Source organism: Acinetobacter sp. SAAs474 (assembly GCF_032823475.1).
GTDB lineage: Bacteria > Pseudomonadota > Gammaproteobacteria > Pseudomonadales > Moraxellaceae > Acinetobacter.
The window spans coordinates 1,515,672-1,540,230 of the sequence record NZ_CP127915.1 but is presented as its reverse complement, the minus strand read 5'-3'; the positions used below and the strand labels follow the sequence as shown (position 1 = coordinate 1,540,230).

The 24,559-nt window shown below is 37.3% G+C and carries 22 protein-coding genes, 1 tRNA gene and 1 pseudogene; 5 read left to right on the top strand and 19 right to left on the bottom strand.

The features are described from left to right. Positions 1-62: 62 nt before the first annotated feature. The 5 genes from arsH to QSG86_RS08200 form a co-directional block, all read right to left on the bottom strand. On the bottom strand, positions 63-767 hold the full coding sequence (gene arsH / locus QSG86_RS08220; protein WP_317031037.1) for an arsenical resistance protein ArsH: 705 nt from the start codon (positions 765-767) through the stop codon (positions 63-65). Between the two features lie 5 nt (positions 768-772). Next, positions 773-1,762, bottom strand: coding sequence for an ACR3 family arsenite efflux transporter (arsB, locus tag QSG86_RS08215; RefSeq protein ID WP_410487518.1), 990 nt, complete (start codon positions 1,760-1,762; stop codon positions 773-775). A gap of 61 nt (positions 1,763-1,823) precedes the next feature. Then, on the bottom strand, positions 1,824-2,297 hold the full coding sequence (locus QSG86_RS08210) for an arsenate reductase ArsC (RefSeq protein ID WP_317031036.1): 474 nt from the start codon (positions 2,295-2,297) through the stop codon (positions 1,824-1,826). A gap of 6 nt (positions 2,298-2,303) precedes the next feature. Then, positions 2,304-2,624: a metalloregulator ArsR/SmtB family transcription factor gene (locus QSG86_RS08205; protein ID WP_317031035.1), complete on the bottom strand. Its 321-nt coding sequence runs from the start codon at positions 2,622-2,624 to the stop codon at positions 2,304-2,306. Between the two features lie 291 nt (positions 2,625-2,915). Continuing rightward, entirely contained in the window at positions 2,916-3,083 is a 168-nt protein-coding gene (locus QSG86_RS08200; protein ID WP_317031034.1) for a hypothetical protein, read from the bottom strand. 244 nt (positions 3,084-3,327) lie between these two features. On the opposite strand from QSG86_RS08200, the gene antA reads away from it, so the two are divergent. From antA to QSG86_RS08180, 4 genes are all read left to right on the top strand, one after another. After that, the gene (antA, locus tag QSG86_RS08195; protein ID WP_317031033.1) at positions 3,328-4,743 is read left to right on the top strand and encodes an anthranilate 1,2-dioxygenase large subunit; all 1,416 of its coding nucleotides are present in this window, start codon (positions 3,328-3,330) and stop codon (positions 4,741-4,743) included. A gap of 2 nt (positions 4,744-4,745) precedes the next feature. After that, the gene (antB, locus tag QSG86_RS08190) at positions 4,746-5,237 is read left to right on the top strand and encodes an anthranilate 1,2-dioxygenase small subunit (RefSeq protein ID WP_317031032.1); all 492 of its coding nucleotides are present in this window, start codon (positions 4,746-4,748) and stop codon (positions 5,235-5,237) included. A gap of 5 nt (positions 5,238-5,242) precedes the next feature. After that, positions 5,243-6,280: an anthranilate 1,2-dioxygenase electron transfer component AntC gene (antC, locus tag QSG86_RS08185; RefSeq protein ID WP_317032708.1), complete on the top strand. Its 1,038-nt coding sequence runs from the start codon at positions 5,243-5,245 to the stop codon at positions 6,278-6,280. A 551-nt stretch (positions 6,281-6,831) separates the two neighbouring features. After that, the gene (locus QSG86_RS08180) at positions 6,832-7,890 is read left to right on the top strand and encodes an AraC family transcriptional regulator (protein ID WP_317031031.1); all 1,059 of its coding nucleotides are present in this window, start codon (positions 6,832-6,834) and stop codon (positions 7,888-7,890) included. 232 nt (positions 7,891-8,122) lie between these two features. Here the strand turns inward: QSG86_RS08180 and QSG86_RS08175 are convergent, their stop codons facing one another. From QSG86_RS08175 to QSG86_RS08110, 14 genes and pseudogenes are all read right to left on the bottom strand, one after another. Beyond that, the gene (locus tag QSG86_RS08175) at positions 8,123-9,070 is read right to left on the bottom strand and encodes a transporter (protein ID WP_317031030.1); all 948 of its coding nucleotides are present in this window, start codon (positions 9,068-9,070) and stop codon (positions 8,123-8,125) included. Between the two features lie 49 nt (positions 9,071-9,119). Further along, positions 9,120-9,656: a flavin reductase family protein gene (locus QSG86_RS08170; protein ID WP_410487453.1), complete on the bottom strand. Its 537-nt coding sequence runs from the start codon at positions 9,654-9,656 to the stop codon at positions 9,120-9,122. A 27-nt stretch (positions 9,657-9,683) separates the two neighbouring features. Next, positions 9,684-10,922 (bottom strand): styrene monooxygenase/indole monooxygenase family protein, encoded by a 1,239-nt coding sequence (locus QSG86_RS08165; RefSeq protein WP_317032706.1) that lies wholly within the window; start codon positions 10,920-10,922, stop codon positions 9,684-9,686. Between the two features lie 53 nt (positions 10,923-10,975). Beyond that, positions 10,976-11,767, bottom strand: coding sequence for an SDR family oxidoreductase (locus tag QSG86_RS08160; RefSeq protein WP_317031029.1), 792 nt, complete (start codon positions 11,765-11,767; stop codon positions 10,976-10,978). A 29-nt stretch (positions 11,768-11,796) separates the two neighbouring features. Then, positions 11,797-13,044, bottom strand: a complete 1,248-nt coding sequence (locus QSG86_RS08155) for a dienelactone hydrolase family protein (protein ID WP_317031028.1) — start codon at positions 13,042-13,044, stop codon at positions 11,797-11,799. Positions 13,045-13,494: 450 nt separating this feature from the next. Next, positions 13,495-13,585: transfer RNA gene (locus QSG86_RS08150), tRNA-Ser, on the bottom strand. A gap of 159 nt (positions 13,586-13,744) precedes the next feature. Beyond that, positions 13,745-14,662: a LysR family transcriptional regulator gene (locus QSG86_RS08145; protein ID WP_317031027.1), complete on the bottom strand. Its 918-nt coding sequence runs from the start codon at positions 14,660-14,662 to the stop codon at positions 13,745-13,747. A gap of 484 nt (positions 14,663-15,146) precedes the next feature. After that, positions 15,147-15,947, bottom strand: coding sequence for a sulfite exporter TauE/SafE family protein (locus QSG86_RS08140; RefSeq protein WP_317031026.1), 801 nt, complete (start codon positions 15,945-15,947; stop codon positions 15,147-15,149). A gap of 55 nt (positions 15,948-16,002) precedes the next feature. Beyond that, on the bottom strand, positions 16,003-16,497 hold the full coding sequence (locus QSG86_RS08135) for a flavin reductase (protein ID WP_317031025.1): 495 nt from the start codon (positions 16,495-16,497) through the stop codon (positions 16,003-16,005). A gap of 91 nt (positions 16,498-16,588) precedes the next feature. Beyond that, positions 16,589-17,617 (bottom strand): methionine synthase, encoded by a 1,029-nt coding sequence (locus QSG86_RS08130; RefSeq protein WP_317031024.1) that lies wholly within the window; start codon positions 17,615-17,617, stop codon positions 16,589-16,591. 30 nt (positions 17,618-17,647) lie between these two features. After that, the gene (locus tag QSG86_RS08125; RefSeq protein WP_317031023.1) at positions 17,648-18,649 is read right to left on the bottom strand and encodes a putative oxygenase MesX; all 1,002 of its coding nucleotides are present in this window, start codon (positions 18,647-18,649) and stop codon (positions 17,648-17,650) included. Positions 18,650-19,615: 966 nt separating this feature from the next. After that, positions 19,616-20,080: pseudogene (locus QSG86_RS08120) on the bottom strand (hypothetical protein); the annotation flags it as partial. A gap of 183 nt (positions 20,081-20,263) precedes the next feature. Further along, positions 20,264-20,890 carry an alpha-ketoglutarate-dependent dioxygenase AlkB gene (locus tag QSG86_RS08115; protein ID WP_317031022.1) on the bottom strand — a complete coding sequence of 209 codons (627 nt, stop codon included), beginning with the start codon at positions 20,888-20,890 and terminating at the stop codon, positions 20,264-20,266. A gap of 131 nt (positions 20,891-21,021) precedes the next feature. After that, positions 21,022-21,864, bottom strand: a complete 843-nt coding sequence (locus tag QSG86_RS08110; RefSeq protein WP_317031021.1) for a methylated-DNA--[protein]-cysteine S-methyltransferase — start codon at positions 21,862-21,864, stop codon at positions 21,022-21,024. A gap of 500 nt (positions 21,865-22,364) precedes the next feature. Here QSG86_RS08110 and QSG86_RS08105 point away from each other — a divergent pair, with 500 nt between their 5' ends. Then, a complete protein-coding gene (locus QSG86_RS08105) occupies positions 22,365-24,545 on the top strand; it encodes a TonB-dependent receptor (protein WP_317031020.1) in 2,181 nt (726 codons plus the stop codon). Positions 24,546-24,559 lie beyond the last annotated feature (14 nt).

Sequence of the window (24,559 nt, the reverse complement as noted above, 5' to 3'; positions counted from 1 at the left end):
GATATGAAACACAATACAAATACCGAATTGATCGTCGGCATTTGATCGTCAAATCAATATCTCTATAAACAACGTTGATTGACGCGCTGAGACAATGCTTCAGCAGATTCTTTTCGTTCAGAATAACGGTCTGTGAGATACTGATGCTGTCCACGCGTCAATAAGGTGAACTTATATAATTCTTCCATTACATCCACAATGCGATCATAGAAAGCGGATGGTTTCATTCGTCCATCCTCTTCAAACTCTAAAAAAGCTTTAGGAATAGAGGATTGATTTGGAATCGTAATCATACGCATCCAACGTCCTAAAATTCGCATTTGATTAACGCTATTAAAAGACTGCGAACCACCACTAACCTGCATCAAGGCTAAGGTTTTTCCCTGTGTTGCACGAATCGCACCACCAGCTAAAGGAATCCAGTCAATTTGCGATTTAAAGATTGAACTCATTGCACCATGACGTTCTGGTGAACACCATACCATGCCTTCCGACCACGCTAACAGTTCATGTAGCTCTTTGACTTTTGGATGTTCGATATCCGCATCTTCAGGTAACGGTAGACCTTTCGGATGAAAAATTTTTACTTCAGCACCAAACTGCGCCAAGATACGTCCTGCCTCCATCACCGCCAGCCGACTATATGAACGTTCACGGTTTGAACCATACAACAGTAAAATACGTGGTGGATGATTTAACGGTTTGGCCTGTACTTTTTCTAAAGTGGGTTGATCAAGAAGACTCATCTCTATATTTGGAACAGTCATGGTAATTATATCTCTGTTTTAAAAATTTTTTTTCTAAGCCACAAGGAAACGCTGACTAAAGCAATCAGTACCGGCACTTCAACCAGTGGGCCAATCACCGTGGTAAATGCGACTGGTGAAGCCAAACCAAAGGTTGCAATCGCAACAGCCAGTGCCAATTCAAAATTATTTCCTGCAGCAGTAAATGAAATGGCGGTGGTTTTAGCATAATTGTTTCCCATCCATTTACTCATAAAGAAACTAATGAAAAACATCATGATAAAATAAATCGTCAATGGAACTGCAATCCGCAAGACATCCAAAGGCAAACTCAGTACTTCATGTCCTTTAAGGCTAAACATCGCCACAATCGTGAACAATAAAGCCAGTAAACTCAGCGGACTTATCTTTGGTAAAAAACTCTCTCGATACCAGACCAAACCTTTAGCACGCACCAACATAAATCGGGTCATAAAACCCAGAAAAAATGGGATCCCTAAATATATCAATACTGTATGAGTAATTGTCCAGAAATCAATATCGATTACTTGTCCTGCAATACCAAAATAAGGAGGTAACAAAGTCAGAAATAACCATGCATAGGTACTGAAGAATAAAATTTGAAAGATACTATTAAAGGCAACCAATGCAGCAACATATTGGTTATCACCACAGGCTAAACCATTCCAAATCAAAACCATTGCAATACAGCGTGCTAAGCCAATGAGGATCAAGCCTGTCATATATTCAGGATCGTTATGTAAAAAAATAATGGCTAAGCTAAACATCAAAACAGGTGCGATAAGCCAGTTTTGTACTAAGGATAATGCCAGTGTTTTCTTATCTTTAAATACCTGTGGCAAAGCCGCATAGTCCACTTTTGCCAAAGGTGGATACATCATCAAAATCAAACCGATCGCAATCGGGAGATTAACTGAGCCGACACTGGTTTTATCCAAAGCTACTGAGACCTGTGGAAAAAATATACCCATCGCAATTCCTAACGCCATTGCCATAAAAATCCATAGCGTAAGGTTACGATCTAAAAAAGATAATCTGTGTTGCACTATGGTGATCTCATTCAATGTGCGAAATTTGATTGATCGCCGCAATCAACTCAGAACGTGATATATGCGCTATATCAAGTGCCAATAATGCATCTAAACGGCGGTTGATATGATCAACGGTGACTTGAAATGCTTGTAGTTTTTGTTGTTGTGGTAAATCCAAGTGTGATGGGTCAGCCAATCCCCAATGTGCTTTAATGGCCTCACCTAAATACAGCGGGCAAGCTTCCTGAGCGGCTGCATCACAAACCGTAATCACCACATCTGGTTGGTATTGTTTACAGTCATCAATCGTTTTACTCCATAAACCTTGAGTTGAAAAAGCTAAGTTTTGCAGTGTTTCAATGGTCAATGGATGTACCTGTCCAGTGGGTTTGCTACCTGCACTATAGGCTTTGCAGCCTGCTGGAGCGCGATGATTAAAAAGCACTTCGGATAAAATACTGCGACAGCTATTTCCCGTACATAAAAAAAGAAAATTCATAGTGTTCTACTCGCAATCACGATTAATTTGCTGCAGTAATGCTGCGACTTTTGGTTGTAAATCTGCATTTTTAAGGATGTTCAATATATCTAAATAGCAAGTGGGTAAATTTGGATTAAGACTGTAATAGACCCATTGTCCTTGACGTCGATCTCGTAACAGGCCTAAAGCACGCAACAAGGCTAAGTGCCGTGAAATCTTGGGTTGGCTGAGTTGTAATTTTTCCGTCAAATCACAAACACACTGCTCATTATTTTTAACAACTAACATCACGATCTTAAATCGAGTTTCATCCGCCAAACATTTAAAAAAATCAATTTGGTCCATATTTTTACTCACTTTAATCTATGGATATATCAATATTCATCTATCCATAATATTTTGATTATAATCACTACAGATATTCAGTATTTTTCCCATCTTATTGAATAAAATGCTTTTATCTGACTATGGCAAAATTTCTAACACCAATTTCATCGGTGATTTAAAGCTGTTTCCCATTCAATCACCCCAAATAAGGATTAATCAAAATCAAATAAAAGCATCAGGTTAAGCCATTTTTATCCATGTAAAGGTCAAGCTCTAACGCCAAATATAATAAGGAAACATATTTCTTTTTTAACCTGTAAATATAATCATTTGAATCAGCTTATTTTGAGCGAGGGATGTTTTAAGATACACCATCCGCTCAGCTTTAGTCTTGGCATGACGGATTCGCATCGATGTCGAATCTGATAACGCAGATTCAGGATGATGATCCATTTCTATTTTTAGAGTAACAGTCATTTGCTCAAGCTCAATTAAATTCGCCAATATACTTATATATGAATATTCGTATATATGCAATTCCATATTTATATCAAAAATAAAATTAACAATAAATTAAATTCTAGAAAAATAATGACCTTTTTTAAATTCAGCATATAACAAACTGCATAAAGTGGATAAAAACAAGGAAAATCTGGATAGAGCATGGCTTAAATTCGCGGTTCAATCATATCAAAGCATTGATTGGATAGAGGAAGAGCCCATGACTGCACGTAACCTCGCCGAATGGCAAAATTTTGTACAGGGTTGTATCGATTTTCGCCCCAATGATGGTGTCTATCGAATTGCTCGCGATATGTTTACCGAGCCCGAGCTATTTGAACTTGAAATGGAACTCATTTTTGAAAAAGTATGGATTTATGCCTGCCATGAAAGTGAAATCCCGAACAATAACGACTTCGTTACCGTACAGATTGGTCGTCAACCGATCATTATCAGTCGTGATGCTCAAGGTCAATTGCATGCGATGGTCAATGCTTGTGAACATCGTGGTGCGACACTGACCCGTGTTGCTAAAGGAAACCAGTCTGTATTTACCTGTCCATTTCATGCATGGTGCTACAAATCTGATGGACGTCTGGTCAAAGTTAAAGCGCCAAGTGAATACTGTGAAGATTTTGATAAATCAAGCCGTGGTTTAAAACAAGGTCGTATTGCAAGCTATCGTGGATTTGTCTTTGTAAGTTTAGATACTCAGGCTACAGATGCACTTGAGGACTTTTTGGGTGATGCCAAAATATTTCTCGATCTGATGGTTGACCAATCACCTACAGGTGAACTTGAGGTTTTACCGGGTAAATCTGCATATACCTTTGCAGGGAACTGGAAACTACAAAATGAAAATGGTTTAGATGGCTACCACGTCAGTACTGTGCATTATAACTATGTCTCTACCGTACAACACCGCCAGCAAGTCAATGCAGCAAAAGGTGATGAACTCGATACACTCGATTATAGCAAACTGGGCGCAGGTGATGCCGAAACCGATGATGGTTGGTTTAGCTTTAATAATGGTCATAGCGTGCTATTTAGTGACATGCCCAATCCAACAGTACGTCCTGGCTATGATAGCGTTATGCCTTATTTGCTAGAAAGATTTGGTGAAAAACACGCTGAATGGGCAATGCATCGCTTACGTAACCTCAACCTATATCCAAGTCTCTTCTTTATGGATCAGATCAGTTCACAGTTACGTATTGTACGTCCAGTGGCTTGGAATAAAACTGAGGTCATTAGCCAATGTATTGGCGTCAAAGGTGAATCAAAAGAAGCACGTCGTAATCGTATTCGTCAGTTTGAAGATTTCTTTAATGTCTCTGGTCTAGGCACACCCGATGATCTGGTCGAATTCCGTGAACAACAAAAAGGCTTTCAAGGGCGTATAGAGCGTTGGAGTGATATTTCTCGTGGGCACCATCAATGGATCTATGGTTCAACACAAAACGCGCAAGATCTAGGCATTAAGCCAGTCATTACTGGGTGTGAATTTACACACGAAGGTCTATATGTCAACCAACATGGGCACTGGCAACGATTGCTACTGGATGGACTTAACAAAAAAGCACTGAAAATGCACGACATTACTTTTGATCATCAACCCGTTACGGATGAGGTGTAATCATGTCTATTGAACTTCATTTTGCAGTTTCGCAATTCCTCTATAAAAAAGCTGAATTATGCGATCACTACGATTGGGATGCTTATATCAACCTATATGATGAAGACAGTGAATATCACATCCCTCAATGGATTGATGATCATCACTACGTACAAGATCCAAACCAAGGTTTGTCATATATTTATTATGAAGATCGTTCTGGTCTTGAAGACCGTGTGTTTCGTATTCGCACAGGTAAAGCCGCTTCAGCAACGCCACTACCGCGTACGCAACATAATATTCATAACATACAGGTAAAAACACTGGATGATGGTTTAATTGAAGCCAGCGTCAACTGGAGAACCTTATACAATCGTCAAGGACTTGAGGGTTGTTTTTATGGACGTGCAACCTATTTATTGCGCCCAACAGCAGATAGCTTCCGTATCCGTCGTCAGCACAGTGTGTTACTGAATGATAAGATCGATTCAGTGCTCGACTTTTATCACGTCTAAGGAGTATCAGCATGAATCATTCTGTTGCACTTAATTTTGCCGATGGTAAAACTTTTTTTATTGCTGTACAGGACGATGAGTTGTTGCTTGATGCAGCAGTTCGTCAAGGTATTTATCTCCCCTTAGATTGCCGTGAAGGTGTGTGCGGCACCTGTCAAGGCAAATGTGAAACAGGTAGTTATGAACAAGAATATGTTGATGAAGATGCATTAAGTGAACGTGATTTGGCTGATCGTAAAATATTGGCTTGCCAAACGCGTGTTAAATCCAATGCAGCTTTCTATTTTGATCATCATTCAAATATTTGTCATGCAGGTGAAACGCTCAAAATTGCAACTGTCGTTACTGGCATAGAACTGGTTTCAGAAACCACTGCCATTTTACATTTAGATGCCAGTAGCCACGCTAAGCAACTTGATTTTTTACCTGGTCAATACGCTCGTTTGCAAATTACAGATACAGATCACTGGCGTTCTTATTCTTTTGCCAATCGTCCAAATAGCAACAATCAACTTCAATTTCTGATTCGCCTACTGCCGCATGGTGTGATGAGCAATTATTTGAGAGAACGCTGTCAAGTTGGTCAAACCTTAATGATGGAAGCACCTTTAGGCAGCTTTTATCTTCGTGAAATAGAGCGTCCTTTGGTCTTTATTGCAGGTGGTACAGGTTTATCTGCATTTTTAGGTATGCTCGATAATATTGCAGAACAAGCCAATCAACCGCCAATTCATCTATATTATGGTGTAAATACTGAGGCAGATCTTTGCGAACAAAATCGCTTAACTGCCTATGCTGAACGTATTAAAGACTTTAGTTATCATCCAATTGTTGCAAAAGCTTCAGCACAATGGCATGGCAAGTCTGGTTATATTCATGAACATTTGGATAAAAACCAACTCCAAGCGCAAACATTTGATATGTACTTATGTGGTCCACCCCCCATGATTGAAGCGGTTAAAACATGGTTGGATGAACATGCCATTGCAGATTGCCATATTTATAGTGAAAAATTTTTGCAAAGCAATAGCGCAAAAATTTAATGCTGTCCTTGTATGCATGTCATATCAAAAGATATGACATTGCTGCGCTTCTAGTTATTCAAGTGATCTATAAATAAATCATCAAATAGGACAGACTTTTTTACTGAAATTGACTCCAGCTTAGCGCTTTTTTATCTGCTGAGTTTTATACAGTCTAATTTTATTAAAAAATTTACAATTTAATTAAAATAATCATTATATTTCATAAACTTAAAATAAAACCATATCACTAAAATAAATTGATCATTTTGGTCAGATTTGTTATATATAAGCATAGATCTTAAGGAATAAGATCCTATAAAGAGTTTAGGACATGATCAATTTTTATGCTCTGATTTAACGTCATCCTTGTCAATTTTTTAGCCCTTTGATCATGCTCCAATAAGTTTAAAAATAGTATGCTCAGTGTTTGGATTGGTCTATTTTTTGCTTAATTCTTTATGTCATTGCGAGCCACTTAAATATTTAAGTATTGTGGGTAACATAGCAATCTGATGACTTTTTTGACTCAGATGTGATGTGACCAATAAGCCAGCTAAAAAGGAATATGCATGAGTCAGATCAATGCCACTATGGAATTAAATGGACGCCATCTACAACAATGCGCTATTTTTTCATCACAAAACTTGGTATTTCAGCATCAAGATTTAAGCGAAACTTGCAAAAGTGTTGGAAAAATTTTTAAGCCACATCTTTTAAAAGTAGTACAGCAGCGTAATGATTTTCACTCATCCATGCACCATCTCAAGGCAGGTCGCTTATCCATTAGTCGCCTTGAATACGGCGCTGACGTTTATATTGAACCTGATCATTTAGAAAAATTTTATTTGATTCAAATTCCAACACAGGGTTATGCTGAAATTGAAATTAATCAGCAAAAGTTTATTTCGTATACACAAGTTGCCTCACTCATTTCTCCAAATCAATCTTTAAAAATGCGTTGGCATGCAAACTCTCCACAGCTCATCTTGAAAATTGATAAAGAAGACCTGTTACAACATTGTCGCCAGCATCTGCCAGATGCACCTCATCATTTGCCTTTATTTGAACCAAAACTTGATTTTTCGACGCAAGGTGGTGGTTATTTCTTACAACTCATGCGTACCCTCATGGATACTTTGGCTTGTGAACATCATCCATTACATCATCCAATGGCTTTTAAACAATTTGAATCTAGCCTGTTTAACGCACTGATTTATGGTCAGCAAAATACTTTATTAAAAGGTATTGAACACAGCAAAACACACGCGATTTCTCCTTATTTTATCAAACGTACCGAAGCTTTTATGCGTGAAAATTTACATGCATCACTAAGTATTGAACAACTGGCCGAACATGCGGGTGTGAGTGTACGAACGCTATTTGCAGGATTTAAAAGCTTTTTAAATACGTCACCAATGTCTTATTTAAAAGCGCTGCGTTTTGAACAAGCACATATCGAATTATTGCGTAACGAGCATATTTCTGTCACTGATGTCGCATTCAAATGGGGCTTTACACATCTTGGTCGTTTTTCTCAGGAATATAAACGCCGTTATGGTGAATTACCTTCGTCTACACGCAGATCTACGATGGATCATCAAAATTCTGGATTTAAAGCATATTCATAATCAAGCTATGATTTTTGCACCAATCAAAAGAGATTTAAATCATCGTCTATGAAATCAATTTTGATATTAAAGTGACTGTATTTAAAAACTTAATTACTTCACTGCTACGTTATTTTAAAATTGAATCATTAAAATAATTGTATTTTAATCTGTATCTGATTAATTAAAAAAACTTATCTAGAATGTTCTAAATAAGCCAAGGTATTGATGTTTAAATTTTTCAATATACCCATCAAAAATGATGAATATAACGTAGCTGTAAACGCGTACCTTCAGGTCGATTCTTGGCATTCTGCTCAAAATATGCATTGGCAACCACATGGTCATTTTTTGAAAAGCTATACATTGCACCCGGACCAATGGCCCAAACTTGCTCACGTGTATCTTTCATTTTTTCATCATTCACTTTGTTATCTGTGATTTGCTTCAGCCAATAGCCATTTAAACCCAAACGTAATTGTGGCGTAATTGCATAATCTGTTGCAAAGTTAGCATGAATTGCCTGCCCTGCTTGAATATCATCTGCTGTGGCATAGCTATAGTTAGGATCATCATTTTTAAAATTATATAAATAATGAATACGCGTAGAAGCTGTCCATTTTGGATTAAACCAGTACGTTGCTGCCCAATATGGATCCAAAGAAACAGCATTGTTTCCAGGATTGATATTTTTTTGCCGATCGTAATTGCCTGTTGGTAAATTCACCTGCAACTCAATACGCTGTACAAATTTAGGACCGTGTTGACCCATCACTGGATCAAACTGAATAAATGGCCCAATCATCAGATCACCAAAACCACCCTGTGCCTTGATGGCTGCATTATTCAATCCATCATTCATCGCCATTTTACTGACAAATGGAATAAGAACATTAAGCCCCAATGCGGCATGATCACCAATGCGTATATTGGACATATAACTAACTTGTTCAACAAGCACCTGATAGTTTAAATCAGTTTTAGGTAAAGGCAGTTGATTACCTTGATGATCCATAAGTTTATTTGAATCATAATTCTGAAAATAAGTTTGTGAATACCAACCCGGTCCGGCAGGTAATCCACCATCCAGAAAACTGGTCATACCCAGATTTACCGTTGGTAAGTCATAAGCATGGGCTGTAACCGCAGTCAAGACCACTGTTCCAGCAAGAAAACCTCTTTTTATCACATGGTTCTTCATATTCTATCCCTGAAAAAATCACGACCGGAATTGATCGTGATGGATATCATTAAATACTGAGTTCTGGATGTTCTGCAGCAATACGATATTTACCTGCATGAAACACTAAAGGTTCACCAATACGTTGTTGATAATGCTCAATTTCACCAATAAAAATGAGATGATCACCACCTTCATATTGGTTAATATTTTTACAGACCAATGTCGCAAGTACATCCTCAAGTAGAGGTAGACCATGCGCACATTCACGATGTGCAATACTGGCGAATTTATCTTCTGATCCCCGTGCGAAATGTCCAGAAAGTGAATGATGCTCCTGAGCCAGCATGTGAATCGCGAAATATTCAGCTGCTGTAAAATCGGGTAGACTCGGTGCAGTTTTCGATAAACTCCACAGAATCAAAGGTGGATCAAGTGACAATGATGAAAATGAATTGGCGGTCATTCCAATTTTACCTCCATCCCGACCACGTGTTGTAATTACTGTCACGCCTGTTGCAAACTGCCCAAGTAAGTTACGAATTTCTCTTGGGTTTTCAATATCAATCGGTTTTAAACCGAGCTCATAAGATGTATTAATATTCATGACATTCACTTCTTCTTTCCTAGTGTTTTAAGCAACTTTCTGACAGCTTTTGGCTTCAATAAAATGCTGCGCTTGCTCTGGATCAAACCACCATGGAGAAAAGTGACGTGGATCGTCAAAGTTATTGGCAATCACGGATGCAATGGCTTGGTTTTGACTTGCTGCGGCTAATACTTCAATCATTTGTGGCTGAGGTGGAACCAGTAAGCTATTGGTCCAAGCCACAACTTTTTCGGCATAAGACCAGTAACGTTCAAAGGTTTGCTGCATCCATTCAGCTGTAAATACTTCGGTGTCATGCGCTAAAATGGCATCAAAATAAATCTTGCTACATTTGGCTGCATTGTTAGAACCTTGGCCAGTGATAGGATCATTCACCACCAATGCATCAGCCATACCAAATACTTGACGACCTGATGGTAAAGTGAGTACGGGCTTACGTACGCTTGGTGCGAAGCGTCCTGCAAGGTAACCACCAGCATCGGTGAGTTGAATATTTTCACACCGTGCAGCTTCCCAAGGCAGATATTTATTGAGAATATCTTTGCTCATTTGCAAATGCTGTTCAGATGTTTTGGCATCTTGCCAGCAATCCATTGGACCACCCGGAATACCTTCAAACACCATAATTTCGCAAGGACCTGTAACAGTTAATGCAGGAAAGCAAAAATATTCACCAACACCGGGAATAACATTAAAATTAACACGTGAATACGGCGACATTGGTTGCATACCGGTGACATAAGTCAAAGCAAGCGCACGCTGTGGCTTATCGAATGTGCTGCGTTCGTCATCACGTACAAACTGTTTAACCACTTCGCCCTTACCTGCCGCCAACAACACCAGTTCATACTCGGCAGTTAGTTGTTCTAACTCATCAATGCCAACATCCTGAATAATCAGTTTGCCACCACGACGTTCAAATACTTCAATCCAATAAGGCATTTTCACGCGCTGATCAACCGATTGACCATAACGCTCCAGTCGAGCGCTCCACGAAAATGCAGGTTTTCCAGTTTCAGGACTAACCAATGTAAATCCTATTCCTTCAACAGCAGGACATTGTTCTTCCCAGAAATTCAGTCCAACATCACGCTCAGTTTGTAAGGCACTATGAAACATACATTGGCTTGACATCACCTTACCCTGCCGAATTTCATCTGCGGTACGGTTGGTTAAAATTGTGACATCATAACCTGTATCTAACAGGCTTAAACCGAGCTGTAATCCAGATTGACCCGCTCCAACAATTGCGATACGACGCATCATGGTTCTCCCATATTTTTTCAATTATTTAAGGTTTAAATATTGATCTGCTATTACGCTTCATCGGCTAAACGTGAAATAGCGGGTTGATTCCTTTCTGGCCCCATGATGGAGTAACCTCCATCGACGGCATAATCAGCACCTGTCACAAAACTTGCGGCAGATGAAAGTAAAAATAGGACAACCTTGCCAACTTCTTCTGGATTGCCCAAGCGACCCAATACATGATAATCCGCTGCCACGCGATCTGCTTTAGCGCGATCATGACCACTCACTTCTGCAATAACACGCGACCATGTCCAGCCTGGTGATACTGAATTGACACGGATGCCGTCAGGTGCAAAATCCATAGCCATCGATTGAGTAAGTTGACGCATCGCCGCTTTTGAAACTGGATATAACCAACGGCCTGTTTGGGCGAATTTGGCAGAGATCGATGTGAAATTTACGATCGCCCCTTGATGAGTTTTTAAATCTTCATAAAAAGCACGGGTTAATTCGACTGCCGAAACCAGATTGACATCTAACGCCTGCAACCAATCGCCACGTGAGGATTTGAATCCATCATCCAGATAAGTACAGGCCAGATTGACTAAATAATCAACTGTTCCAAATGTTGCATGAATGGTGCTAACTGCATGTGCAATTGCGATATCACTAGTTAAATCGGTTTGAATAAATTTCACCTGCCCCTTGATGGCATCAGCAATTTGCTGCCCATGCTCGGCAATATCCAGAATAACAACTTTGGCACCTGCATCGGCCAATACCTGTACTACGGCCTGACCAATCAACGTTGCACCACCACTCACCACAGCAATTTTCTGATGTAATTCAATATTCATATTCTACTCCTGATGGTTGATTTCAGTCGTTAAACTGACTTGCCTTCACTGCTTGGCCAAGATGGCATTAAAGTATTGGATGGTATGTCTTCATCTAACAGTTTTTGGGCAGTTTCAACCCCTGCAACCGGTAAACCTTCAGGATTAAGCAAACCAATTTGCACCAGAACAGACGCTTGATCCCAATAAATATGCTCATGACACAATTTGGCACCACGAAACTGAATTACACCTAACATCGGAATTTCGACATATTTTCCTGTTGCAGCAACACCCGGTAGTAACCAGTCAATCTCACGATCATGGGTAAAGCTCATAATGAACTCATCCACTACCTGTGTTGAACCAACAGTACGTGAGATCGAAGTGATTTTCATATCTTGAGGATTTTGATGCACAAAATGATATTGATAGAAACGCGCAAGCTGGCTATAACCAACACCACCTGTAAGTGTTGGAATATGATTGACATAAGGTTGAGCTACCATCGTCGCCATCGTCGCAGGCACATCACGCGTATCAAATTCATGACGAATGTGTTCTTCCCAAAGCGCAACGAGGTCATAAACAGGGCCTATCGTTTGATGCAATGCAGTAATACTTCGTTCATGCGCAAATCGTGCCGATGGCTTATGATAGTGCTCGCTATTTGGACGAGCAAAGGCATGATCTACACCTTCATAAACATAGGCATAGATATTGTTATATTGTGCAGCAGCATTTAAAATCTGTTGCCGTGCTTCTGGCGGGGTAAATTTATCTAATTCTGCAATATGTAAAACCATACGGCCTTTAACATCGGCAAGCTCATGTAAAGCTTTTTCGATGCCGACACCGTAATAACTGACTGTACAAGCCACTTCTGCAATACGACAACCTGCTAAGTAAGCAACTTTACCACCGAGACAATATCCCACTACCCCTAAGCCAGCTGCAGTATCACAGCTTGCAAGTGTTTTTAGATAATTCAAAGTATCTTGAATATCTTCAACACCTAGATTTTCATCGTAATTTTGGTAAAGCTCAAAAGCTTTTTTAAAATCTTGCTCGGTATAATCCAGCTCAATACCTGCTGCGGTGCGCCAGAACAAATCTGGAACAATGACCGTATAACCTTCTTCTGCTAGAAAATCTGCTTTGGCACGCATTGCTGCATTGACACCAAAAATTTCCTGACACAATACAATACCCGGTCCTTTACCACCTTCTGCAATCGCTAAATACGCAGCAAATGACTTCCCTGTTTGTGTTTTTACTTCAATATATTGACCTGCCATTTCACCAACTCCAGACCTAACTCTGACAGCTATCATGTCTGTGAATAGCGATTGTCGTCTGTCCAAAATCTGCGAGGATTATCCAGCTTCTGCGAAATGTTTGTGCAAAATGAAAAAAATGGATCATATACAGCGTTGCAGTTGTTATTATCAAGCTGTAATTCATCATGGAAATATGATGATTTGGTTCAATTGCAAGAGATGATGTAATGCACCATCAACATCTAACTCAGAATAAAATTAGATCTATTCAGCTATAGCGATTGAGTATTATTTTATGGCGCCTTAGCCTAAATATGCTGAGGTATCGTGGCAGGATGATCATTAAACATGATGTATCGTCAATTCACTTGAATAGCAATAAAAAAACAATCACTGCAATTTCGAAACGTAAAAAATTTTGACAAAAAAAAAGGAATCAAATTTATGATTTGATTCCTTTTCAGAATTTGGCGGAAGCGGTGAGATTCGAACTCACGGAGGGCTATAAACCCTCGTCGGTTTTCAAGACCGGTGCATTAAACCGCTCTGCCACGCTTCCATGGCCGCTATAATATAAATAAAATGTCGATTTGGCAAATACTTTTCTATAAAAAACCAACCAAATGCATAAAATAAAATCAATTTTGCTTGATTTGATACGATTTTCAACCTTTTAAAGGTTTTGTTATTAAAATTCATTACAGTACGAACTTCTGCTCTAGTCGTAATAACGATGACGTTTTTTAGAAAAACGATCTAATTGTTTTAAAAAACCATCAAAATAATCTTTTTGTTGATCTTCACGACGATAACCAGCATAAAGTGTTCGACGTAAACCTTGTGGAGCAACACAATTTAATCGTCGTGATATCACCCAACCTTTTTGCTCATATTCATTTACCACCCAATCGGGTAAGGCACCAATCCCCCTGCCACTTGCAATCAGTTGAATAAGCATTTGTGTTAAGTCTGTGGTTCGAATTTGCTTGGGTTGAATATTGGCTGGAATAAATAAACGCGACATAATATCTAAACGATGCTTATCTACAGGATAAGTAATCAAGGTTTCTTCTGCCAGTTCTTGTACCGTAATATTGGCTACACGTGCTAAAGGATGTGTATTGGAAAGTACCAAACGCGACTCATATTCAAAAATCGGAAAGTACTCAATACCTTTTAATGCAATTGGATCCGCAGTAATCAGCAAATCAAATTCACCATTTTGTAAAAGTTCATGTGGATTTGCTTCAAAACCTGAAGCAAAATCAAGATCTACATCAGGATACTGTTGACGATAAAGATTGAGTAAAGGCATCAACCAGTCAAAGCAGCTATGACATTCTGAAGAGAATATAATTCGTCCTGTTTGACCATGTAAAATTCGCGTAATATCCATGTGTGCGATTTGTACTTGTGGCAAAATCTCATCTGCCAATTTCAACAGGCGCTGTCCTACATTAGAAAAACTGACTGGACGTGTTCGACGATAAACCACTTCCGTTCCCAAAAATTGATCAAGCTCTTTAAGCTGATGCGATAATGCGGATGGGGTTAAACATAAATCACTTGCAGCAGCGACCAATGAACCATGTTCACGTAGTGCTACCAGTGTTTTTAAATGTCGCAGTTCAATCATCTATCTCTACACCTAAATTTTATTGATCAGTAATAGCATGGATCTGGTATAGCGCAGACCCTTATCAGAAATGAAAAAATGCTCACTGAAGGTAGCAACCTGTTTATAGCTTAAACAGCACTAATATTGTGAACTAGAATATAATCATCTAGAAATTAAATACACAGAATAGAGTTTCATCTTTGCTTTGATTATCCAGTCTCAAATCCTCTTCACCATCATCCTATCGAAGTGGTATATTTTTTTAAAATCAGAGACCGAATGTTCAGTTCAGCAGTAGAATATCATGATTAAACCGAGGTTAATTGAATATCTCATGCTGATAGATCTTACCCATATAGCAAATCATGGATATTACGTGATCTTAAACGATATTCAATAAACCAAATGATAATTTTACGCTGTGTAACCAGTATGAGATATCACATTATTGCTTTATTTTTGCAATAAAATTTTAGCTCAGCGATTAAAAAATTAAACGACGTTATGCCAAACTCTTAAATATAAAGAAGCATCCCGTTACGATCAATAAAACTGCAAAACACTTTTTAAGTATACTTGGCGATAAAGCATGCGCTACTTTTGCACCCAGTTTTGCAGTAAAAAAACTCATAATGCTAATCCCTAAAAAAGCATAAATATGAATATATCCTAGCGTATTTGGAATTTTAACCTGTTGTTGCATTCCAAAATAAATAAAACCCAAAGCACCTGCAATCGCAATGGGTAAACCGCATGCGGCAGAAGTACCTACTGCCTTTTGCATAACAACGCCATAACGTGTCAGATAAGGCACGGTTAAACTACCACCACCGATACCAAAAATCGCTGAAGCAAAACCAATTCCAGTACCAGCAACCATTTGTGCAGGTGTTGATGGCAGGCTTTTTCCTTGATCGATGGTCTTGTTTGCACCTGCAAACATGGTATAGGCAACCCAAATTAAAAATAAACCCACAATAATTTGCAAATAAAAGCCCGAAAGCCAACCGGCAATTCCTGCACCAAAGAAGCATCCGAGCACCATACCCGGTGCTAAATGCTTAAAGACTGGCCAAATAACGCCACCTTTCTTATTATGTGCCATACATGAACTTATTGAGGTGACAATAATTGTGGCTAGCGATGTACCTAATGCTAAATGCATGACCACTGTAGGATTATAGCCCATTTGACTGAAGACGATGAATAATAAAGGTACAATAATCGTCCCTCCACCCACACCAAATAATCCCGCTGCAAATCCTGCAAACGCGCCAATGGCTAAAAAAATAATCAGTTCCACTAAATACCAACGTTATAAATTGAATGAGCTTGCAATAAATTATTTAAAAACAGATTTAAACCGTTTCTATTTCACCAATTTGATGATAAGCACGATTAAAATAGGCCAATGCTTGATCTTGTTTATTTTTTTGAATGGCAATAATCGGGCAAATAAAAATCGTATGTGTGCCGACCTCTTGAATATGTTCAATCTGACAGTCGAAACTCACCAGTGCATTATTAAGTACAGGAGAACCCGTTGCTAAAGTCGTCCATTCCCCTTGCTCAAAACGGGTATCAGAACTGAGTTTAGATGATGCAAATGTATTAGAAAGATGTTGATGTTGTGAACTGAGAACATTGACACACAACACTTTATTTTCAACAAAGCTGTGATGAGAACGTGATGATTTATTCATACAAACCAGTAAGGTTGGTGGTGTATCCGTCACACTACATACTGCAGATGCAGTAAAACCATGACGACCAGACTCTCCCATCGTGGTGACAACATTCACTGCACTTGTTAATAAAGACATTGCATTTTTAAAGTCTATCGCTTCAACCATTACCATATTCCAACATTAAACTTTTACCACACGCATTACATCACACAAATAATGCTTTCAATACATTGAAAACATTATTTGCTGACCAGAATTATCGAGATAACTCTTGGCGAATAATTTCTGCACCTGCACTTAAGGCATTTAATTTACCACGTGCAACTTCACGACCCAATGGTGCCATACCACAGTTGGTTGATGGATAAAGTTTATCGGCATCGACAAATTGAAGTGCTTTACGTAACGTATTGGCAACTTCTTCAGCTGTTTCTATGCTATTACTGGCCACATCAATTGCGCCAACCATGACTTTTTTACCGCGAATCAGTTCAATCAAATCCATCGGTACTCGTGAATTGTGACATTCAAGTGAAATAATATCGAGTTTAGATTGCTGTAATTTTGGAAAAGCTTCTTCGTATTGACGCCATTCTGAACCTAAGGTCTTTTTCCAGTCCGTATTTGCCTTGATACCATAACCATAGCAGATATGAACCGCAGTTTCACATTTTAAGCCTTCAAGTGCACGCTCTAAAGTAGCTACACCCCAATCATTAACTTCGTCAAAAAACACATTAAATGCAGGTTCATCAAATTGGATAATATCAACACCAGCAGCTTCTAATTCACGTGCTTCCTGATTTAGAATTTTAGCAAATTCCCACGCTAATTTTTCACGGCTTTTATAGTGACCATCATATAAGGTATCAATCATGGTCATTGGACCCGGTAATGCCCATTTTATCGGTTGATCAGTCAATGAACGTAAAAACCGTGCATCCTCAATAAAGACTGGTTTTTGACGAGACACTTCACCAACCACAGAAGGAACACTCGCTTCATAACGATCACGAATTTTTACTGTCTCACGTTTTGAAAAATCAACACCATCGAGATGCTCAATAAATGTGGTCACAAAATGCTGACGTGTTTGTTCACCATCACTGACAATATCAATACCCGCTTGCTGTTGCTCATGTAATGATAAACGTAAAGCATCCAGCTTAGCATCACGTAATTCTTGATCCTGTAATTTCCATGGTGACCAAAGCTTTTCAGGTTCTGCCAACCACGATGGTTTAGGTAAGCTGCCAGCAGTTGAGGTCGGTAATAAAATCGCCATATTTAATCTTCTATCTCTATTTTCAATAAATTACGCAGCTTGTTCTTGATCAGCATTATTGTTAATTGTAAATTCAGCAGCCCATTGCTCAAGAATATCGTGATAAGGTTTGATAAAGTTTTCTTCTGTCCATTGTCCCTGTTTAACAGCAAGTTGACCACGTTCAACACGGTCATACACAATCTGAGTCAATGAATAATCTTGGTATTGTAAACTTGGTTGATACACCAAACCGGCCGTTGCATTGGTATTGTAAATTTCAGGACGATAAATTTTTTGAAAACTTTCCATGGTACTAATTGCACTGATCAATTCAAAATCGGTGTAATCACGTAATAAATCACCTGAGAAATAAAACGCTAATGGTGCATTACCATTTTCAGGTTTAAAATATCGAACAGTTAATCCCATTTTTTTAAAATAATCATCTGTACGTGAATATTCATCTTGTTTATATTCTACGCCCAATACAGGATGTATATTTGCTGTACGATAGTAGGTTTTTGTCGTTGAAACACTTAAACAAATAACAGGCTGTTTTTTAAACTCAGCCTTAAAAGCTGCTGAGTGAACCAAATGTTGATACAGTTTGCCATGTAAATCACCAAAATTTTCTGGTTTTTCACTGCCTTGATAACCCTGTGCCAACAGCAGTACACTAAAGTCATAATCACGTACATAAGAAGAAAAACTATTGCCAATCATACCTTCAATACGTTCATGAGTATGATGATCTATAATGGTGCTTTTTAACATTTCAATAAACGGAAATGTTTGACCATTACCTTCAATATCCAGCTCTGCAGAAATAATATCGATTTCAAGTGAATAACGATCAGCCTTAGCATTATCACAAGTTGCTAAAGAATTAAAACGATTATTGATCATCGCTAAAGTTCTGCGAAGATTCTCCTGACGACTTTCACCACGTGCTAAATTGGCAAAGTTAGTTGTCAAACGTGTGTTATCCGCTGGTTCATAGTTTTCGTCAAAACGAATACGCTTAATTGAACATGCAAATTTATTATTCATGATGATCCGCTACCCAAATTTAAAAATAAAAATTTCTGAACTGGGGTTAGTTATACGCGAAGATTAAAGTGAATAAAAATGATTTAACTTCACCTAAAAATGAATAATATTCACATTAACAAATCAAGACCTTATTTCTTGTCATTAACAACCAACTTATATCATCCGTATCATTTTTACGAGCACTAATCACAAATCTATTTAACATTAAATATCAAATATTTATAAAAAATTATTAAGTATATCTCATCATCAAAAACAAATAATTGATTTAAAGTGGAAGCTATTTTTTATTTCACATATATATGGCAAAGTGAATAAAACTCATCTTAAAATTAAAAAATATCAATTTAATAAGATCAATAATATGAAGCCATATCTAGCAAAACTGAACTTTATTCATCTTTATCATTTAAATAAAGGCATTGATTGATGCTCATCTAGAACCATAAAATGCGTATCAATTGGCGATATTGCTGGGAAAAATAAAATATTTTAGCGCTATTTTACATACTCATTGTTCAGCATATCACCAATCTGCAGGAGAACAAGAATACGCGTTATCGCTCAATGATGACAAAACTCAGTTGATGAAACACGCTATTCAATGCTCTTTATTCGGGGTTTGATAAGATAAATATTAAATACTTAGTTATATCATCATCAAATCAGCAGTATTTATCCACCATAAATGACAGCATCTGGAATCTCAAAACGTTCATGAGTATTTAGTTCAATTAAAGACAAATCTGCTCTTTTTTGAGTTTTACCGGATGGAGAGCTTAATTGACCTTGATTAAACTGCAATAAATAGGCTTGATTTTCTTTAGAGAATACAGTGACCAATGCATTTCCATTGCCTTGACGCACTACGCCAAATTGACATTGTTGAGTAGGCTGCCCTAGAGTTAAAGAACAAGGTAACTCACCGACAGCATCAAATTTTTGCGTTAACTGGGTCTCTGGATCTGTGATTTGAAGGTAAAGTTGAAAATTAACCAGTTTATTTTGGCGAGCACTGTTTCGCATTTGATAAATTTGTAAGGTATATTCACCTGTTGCAGGTAAAATAATTTCTCCATCTTGTCCTTTAATACTACCAATAAAAATTGCTTCATTTTTGCCAGGTTTTTGTCCCGGCGAAAAAATATTGATGTTTGCTAAATTATGATCGCTTTTTATTTTAAATTTAAAAACCTGTCCTTTTTTAGCATAAATTTTATACTGTATATCGTCATAGCCCTTAAATTGCCCTTTTTGAGTTTTTTGATTAGTTGCTTTTGCAAAGTTAATCGACTGTTCGGTTGTTTTTGCAAAACCACTCATTGAATAACAAGATAAAATCGATGATAACAATCCGATATAAATAGATTTCTTTAATTTCAATTTGAATACCTCAAACAGTTTATTATAAATTATTTTAACTGGCATCACCGCTAAAAGGTGAACTTAAAAAATAATAAGAACAGAAAAATAACTAAAATGCGCTATTCAAGCTGATCATATGCTTCAGTGGTTACAGCATGTGATTATTTTAACCAATCTATTTTTACAATGTATTCAATCATGATTTAGAACCTCAAATCATTTTTAACGCTATTAAATAAAACCGTTTTATTGATGTGATAGCGAATTTTTATTATTCATTTGTCGAAACGTTAAGTTAATTCGTGCTGTCGTAATTCGTTTACTGGGCGCTAAACAATGTAACCAGTGTGTTTGTGTTAAACCTTTCATCACCAATAAGCTGCCATGCGCTAGCCATAATTCAATCTTTTCTTTACTGACTTTATGTTTAAAAACAAATTTTCTTTCAGCACCTAAACTCAGTGATGCAATTGTACCATTTTTTCTTAAATCAATTTCTGCATCACTATGCCACGACATCGCTTGTTGGCCATCATGATATAGGTTGAGTAAACAGGAATTAAATTTTTCATGGGTCACTTGTTCGACGATATGCTTCAATTCAAGTAATGCTGGAGTCCAAGCCAGCGCATGTTTGGTTATTCTTGAATAGGTATAGCCAAATGGCTGATCACCATACCAAGCAACTTGACGTTTGGTAATAATATGCTTTCCATAAATAATCGCTTCATCATGTTGCCAAGCAATTGACTGTAATAATGACTGAAAATAACGATCAGCTTGCAATCCTGACAAAATTGGGCCGAAATATAGAGCGTGACCATCATCAGGTAACAAATTTTCAAGTTGATTGTGTTGCTTAAATAGATCCATATTTCTAAAGCCTATATGATGATATTTACTATTGATTAAGATCGTGAAACTTAAGCCATACTTTAAGGTAATGAGAAAAGCATGATCAAATACCGTTTTTTATTAAACTGACTTATACATCAATCATTATTTTAAACTCGATCTGTTTTTGCTCCTTCCCAACCAATCATCGCTGTTTTTCGCGTTGTTCCCCAGCGATACCCCCCCAAATGTCCACTAGATTGAATCACACGATGACATGGGATAAGAAATGCCACAGGATTACGGCCTATTGCTGTTCCAACCGCACGTGAGGCATTATGCTGACCAATCTCTGTCGCAATTGCTGCATAAGTCGTTAATTGTCCCATAGGAATTTTAAGTAAACTTTCCCAAACCTTAAGTTGAAATGCGCTACCTTTTAAATGTAATTTGATTTCAGATAAGTTTTGATCATCTGATTGTAAAACACCAATTGCTTTACGTTGTAATTCATCTATTTGATGGTTAAATTTTGCTTTGGGAAACTGTTGTTTTAATTGTAATAAAGCCTGATCATCATCTTCAGTAAATACCATATAACAAATACCTTTTACGGTTGTGGCAACTAAAATACAGCCAAAAACGGTTACTGCAAACTGATAATTAATCTGCAAAGACGCCCCACCATTTTTATATTCAGCAGGTGTCATTCCTTCTATTTGTATAAATAGATCATGTAAACGACTAGGACTTGAAAAGCCTGTTGCAAAAGTCGCATCCAGCAGACTATTTTTTGGGTTTTGCTTTAATATCGATTTAGCGTATTCCACACTAATATATTGTAAGAATTTTTTAGGACTAACCCCTGCCCACTCTGTAAAAATTCTTTGAAAATGAGCTTGACTAAGATGAACATGTTGGGCGATTTCAGATAAACTCGGTTGTTGTTTAAAATTCTGATGAATATATTCAATCGCTTTGGCAATGCGAATATAGTTGATATTTTCTGACATGATCATTTACCGAAATTTTCAAACTAATGGCCACATTAACAAATCATATAAAAACTAAAAATCCGATTCTTGCTCTTTCATCTATAAATAACGTCAGGCTATATCATTCTAGCAATAATTATCATATTTAAATTTAACCCATAATAATCAACAACCCATCAACTCTAAAAAATCATGATATCTTAGGATATAGCCTAAAATTCACACATTATATTAAGCCGACTTAAACTAACTTTATTTAATATTTCTCATGCTCAATCATGAAATATTTCTATGATTATCGTCAAGGCTTTTTAATATATTTCAGTCTGATTTTAAACGTCAGATTATCCAAATCATACACTGTCCGTCTATCTCCAACAGCATAACGTTTATACAAATCATTTTTCCAAGCTCATCTAAAAGTAACAAAGCACTAGAAATAAATTATAATAATAACGTAAAATATAACAATTATCATTTACAATATCCATAATCTAGACACATTTATGTATTCATCAATGACTATTGTTCACAATTTTCGTGTAAGTCTTCTCAGTTTTATGATTGTCATGGCCATTCAAGACACTCAAGCCGCAGATATTATCAACACTTCTCAAATTGTCTCCGCCAGCTTACCAACCATGACAATCGAAGCTATGGATGACGGTGACCCCATAAAAACTTATGTCGATTATAAACAAGCAAATGTGACTCGAAATGGTCTAGACAAAAAGGATGTTCCTCAAACAATTGATACTATTGATGTTTCAAAATACAAAATTTATGGTGAAAATGATTTAAGTGTCATGCTACAAGGAACACCAGGTGTTTCAACCAGCTATGATATGCGTGGCGATGGTATTATGCTTCGTGGATTTAGTGCTGATTCTGGAGATATCTACAGAGATGGTGTTCGTGAAAGCGGGCAAGTTCGTCGTAGTACGGCGAATGTTGAACGGATTGAAATACTTAAAGGTCCTGCTTCTGTACTATATGGGCGTAGTGCTGGAGGTGGTGTGATTAATATGGTCACAAAGTATGCCAATTTTGATTCAAAAAGTTCTATTGGTGCCTATGTTGGAAGTGATAATAATGTAGGTGGAACAATTGATATCAATCAAATTTTAAATAATAACTGGGCTATTCGTTTAGTAGGAGAAAAATCAGATACAAATAGTTTTCGATCGGGTATTGGATCAAATCAAGACATGCTATCACCCAGCATGACATATCGTAGTGATGATCAAACATTAATATGGACGACAGAATATACCGATGACAGGCTCAATCGAATACCTGATCGTGGACCCTCTTATGATAATCTACCTGCAGAAACATCGATTAAAATGGGCTTTGCACAAGATAATGATTATGTAGATGATCTTCTAAAAACAGCAAGAACAGATATTAAATACGAATTCTTCCCCAATTGGAAAGCACATTGGAGTTTAAGTCATAGAGAAGCACAACAAAATTTTGATCACTTTTATTTGGGCTCAATCTGTACGAGCGATGTAACACCAACAAAAACCAATAAAGGTTGTTATAAAGGTTATATTAATCAAGTTTATTATTGGCAACAAACAACCAATAAAACCACAGCAAGTACTTTTGATATCACGGCTGAATTTTATACCAAGGTACTTAAACATAACGTATTAATAGGACTAGATTGGTCTTATGAGCAAAGAGAACCTTTGCTTTCAAATAAAAATAGCGACGGTTCTTTAATTTATGGTTTTGTTCATCCATTAACAGGAGACAGATTTAATCATCGAGGCACTGGACATTTAATAACGTCTCATAATTACAATGAGGGCACTAATTACGGTATATTTTTACAAGATCTCATCAGCTTAAATGATAAATATAAGTTAATGTTGGGCTTACGATATGATACCTATCAGACCAAAACAACAAATAAATTAGAAAGTTCAGCAGATTACGGTGCATCCAAACAAATCAAAAGTCATACGGTTAGTCCTAATATTGGCTTTATTTGGCAACCTATACCAGCACATAGTCTATATGCATCCTATAGCCGTAGTTTTGTACCTTTTGGAGGTAATATGTCTGTCAATGTTGTTTCAGCAACGACAGATTTAGATGCTTTTAATCAGGATCCACAATATTTAGATCAATATGAAGTGGGTATAAAAAGTGACTGGTTAAATGAAAAATTCAGCACACAATTTTCTGCTTACCATATTAAAAAGCATAATATTAAAGGTCATGAAGATCCTGATGATGATAATTCTCCTTATATTATTATTGGCGAAAACATATCAAAAGGTGCTGAATTTAGCTTTATTGGGCAAATTTTCGACCAGCTATATCTTAGGGGAGGCTATGGCTACACAGATGCTACAATCTCTAAAAATAAACGCGATGAAAGTTTAGTGGGTAATGATCTAAGAAATGTATCAAAAAATACAGGAAATTTATTTATACGCTATTTGCCTTATGAAAAACTATATAGTGAAGTTGGGGTAACCTATACAGGTTCATATTATACAACCGATAACAATAACTTGAAAATGCCTCACTGGACACGCATAGATACGGCGATTGGCTATAAAGATAATCATTGGGGCGCAACATTTGCAGTAACCAATGTTGCCAATAAAACATATTGGCGCTCATCTGCTATGCCAGGTACACCACGGAATTACTTATTTAGAATCAACTATTTCTTCTAATTTTGCCCACAGAA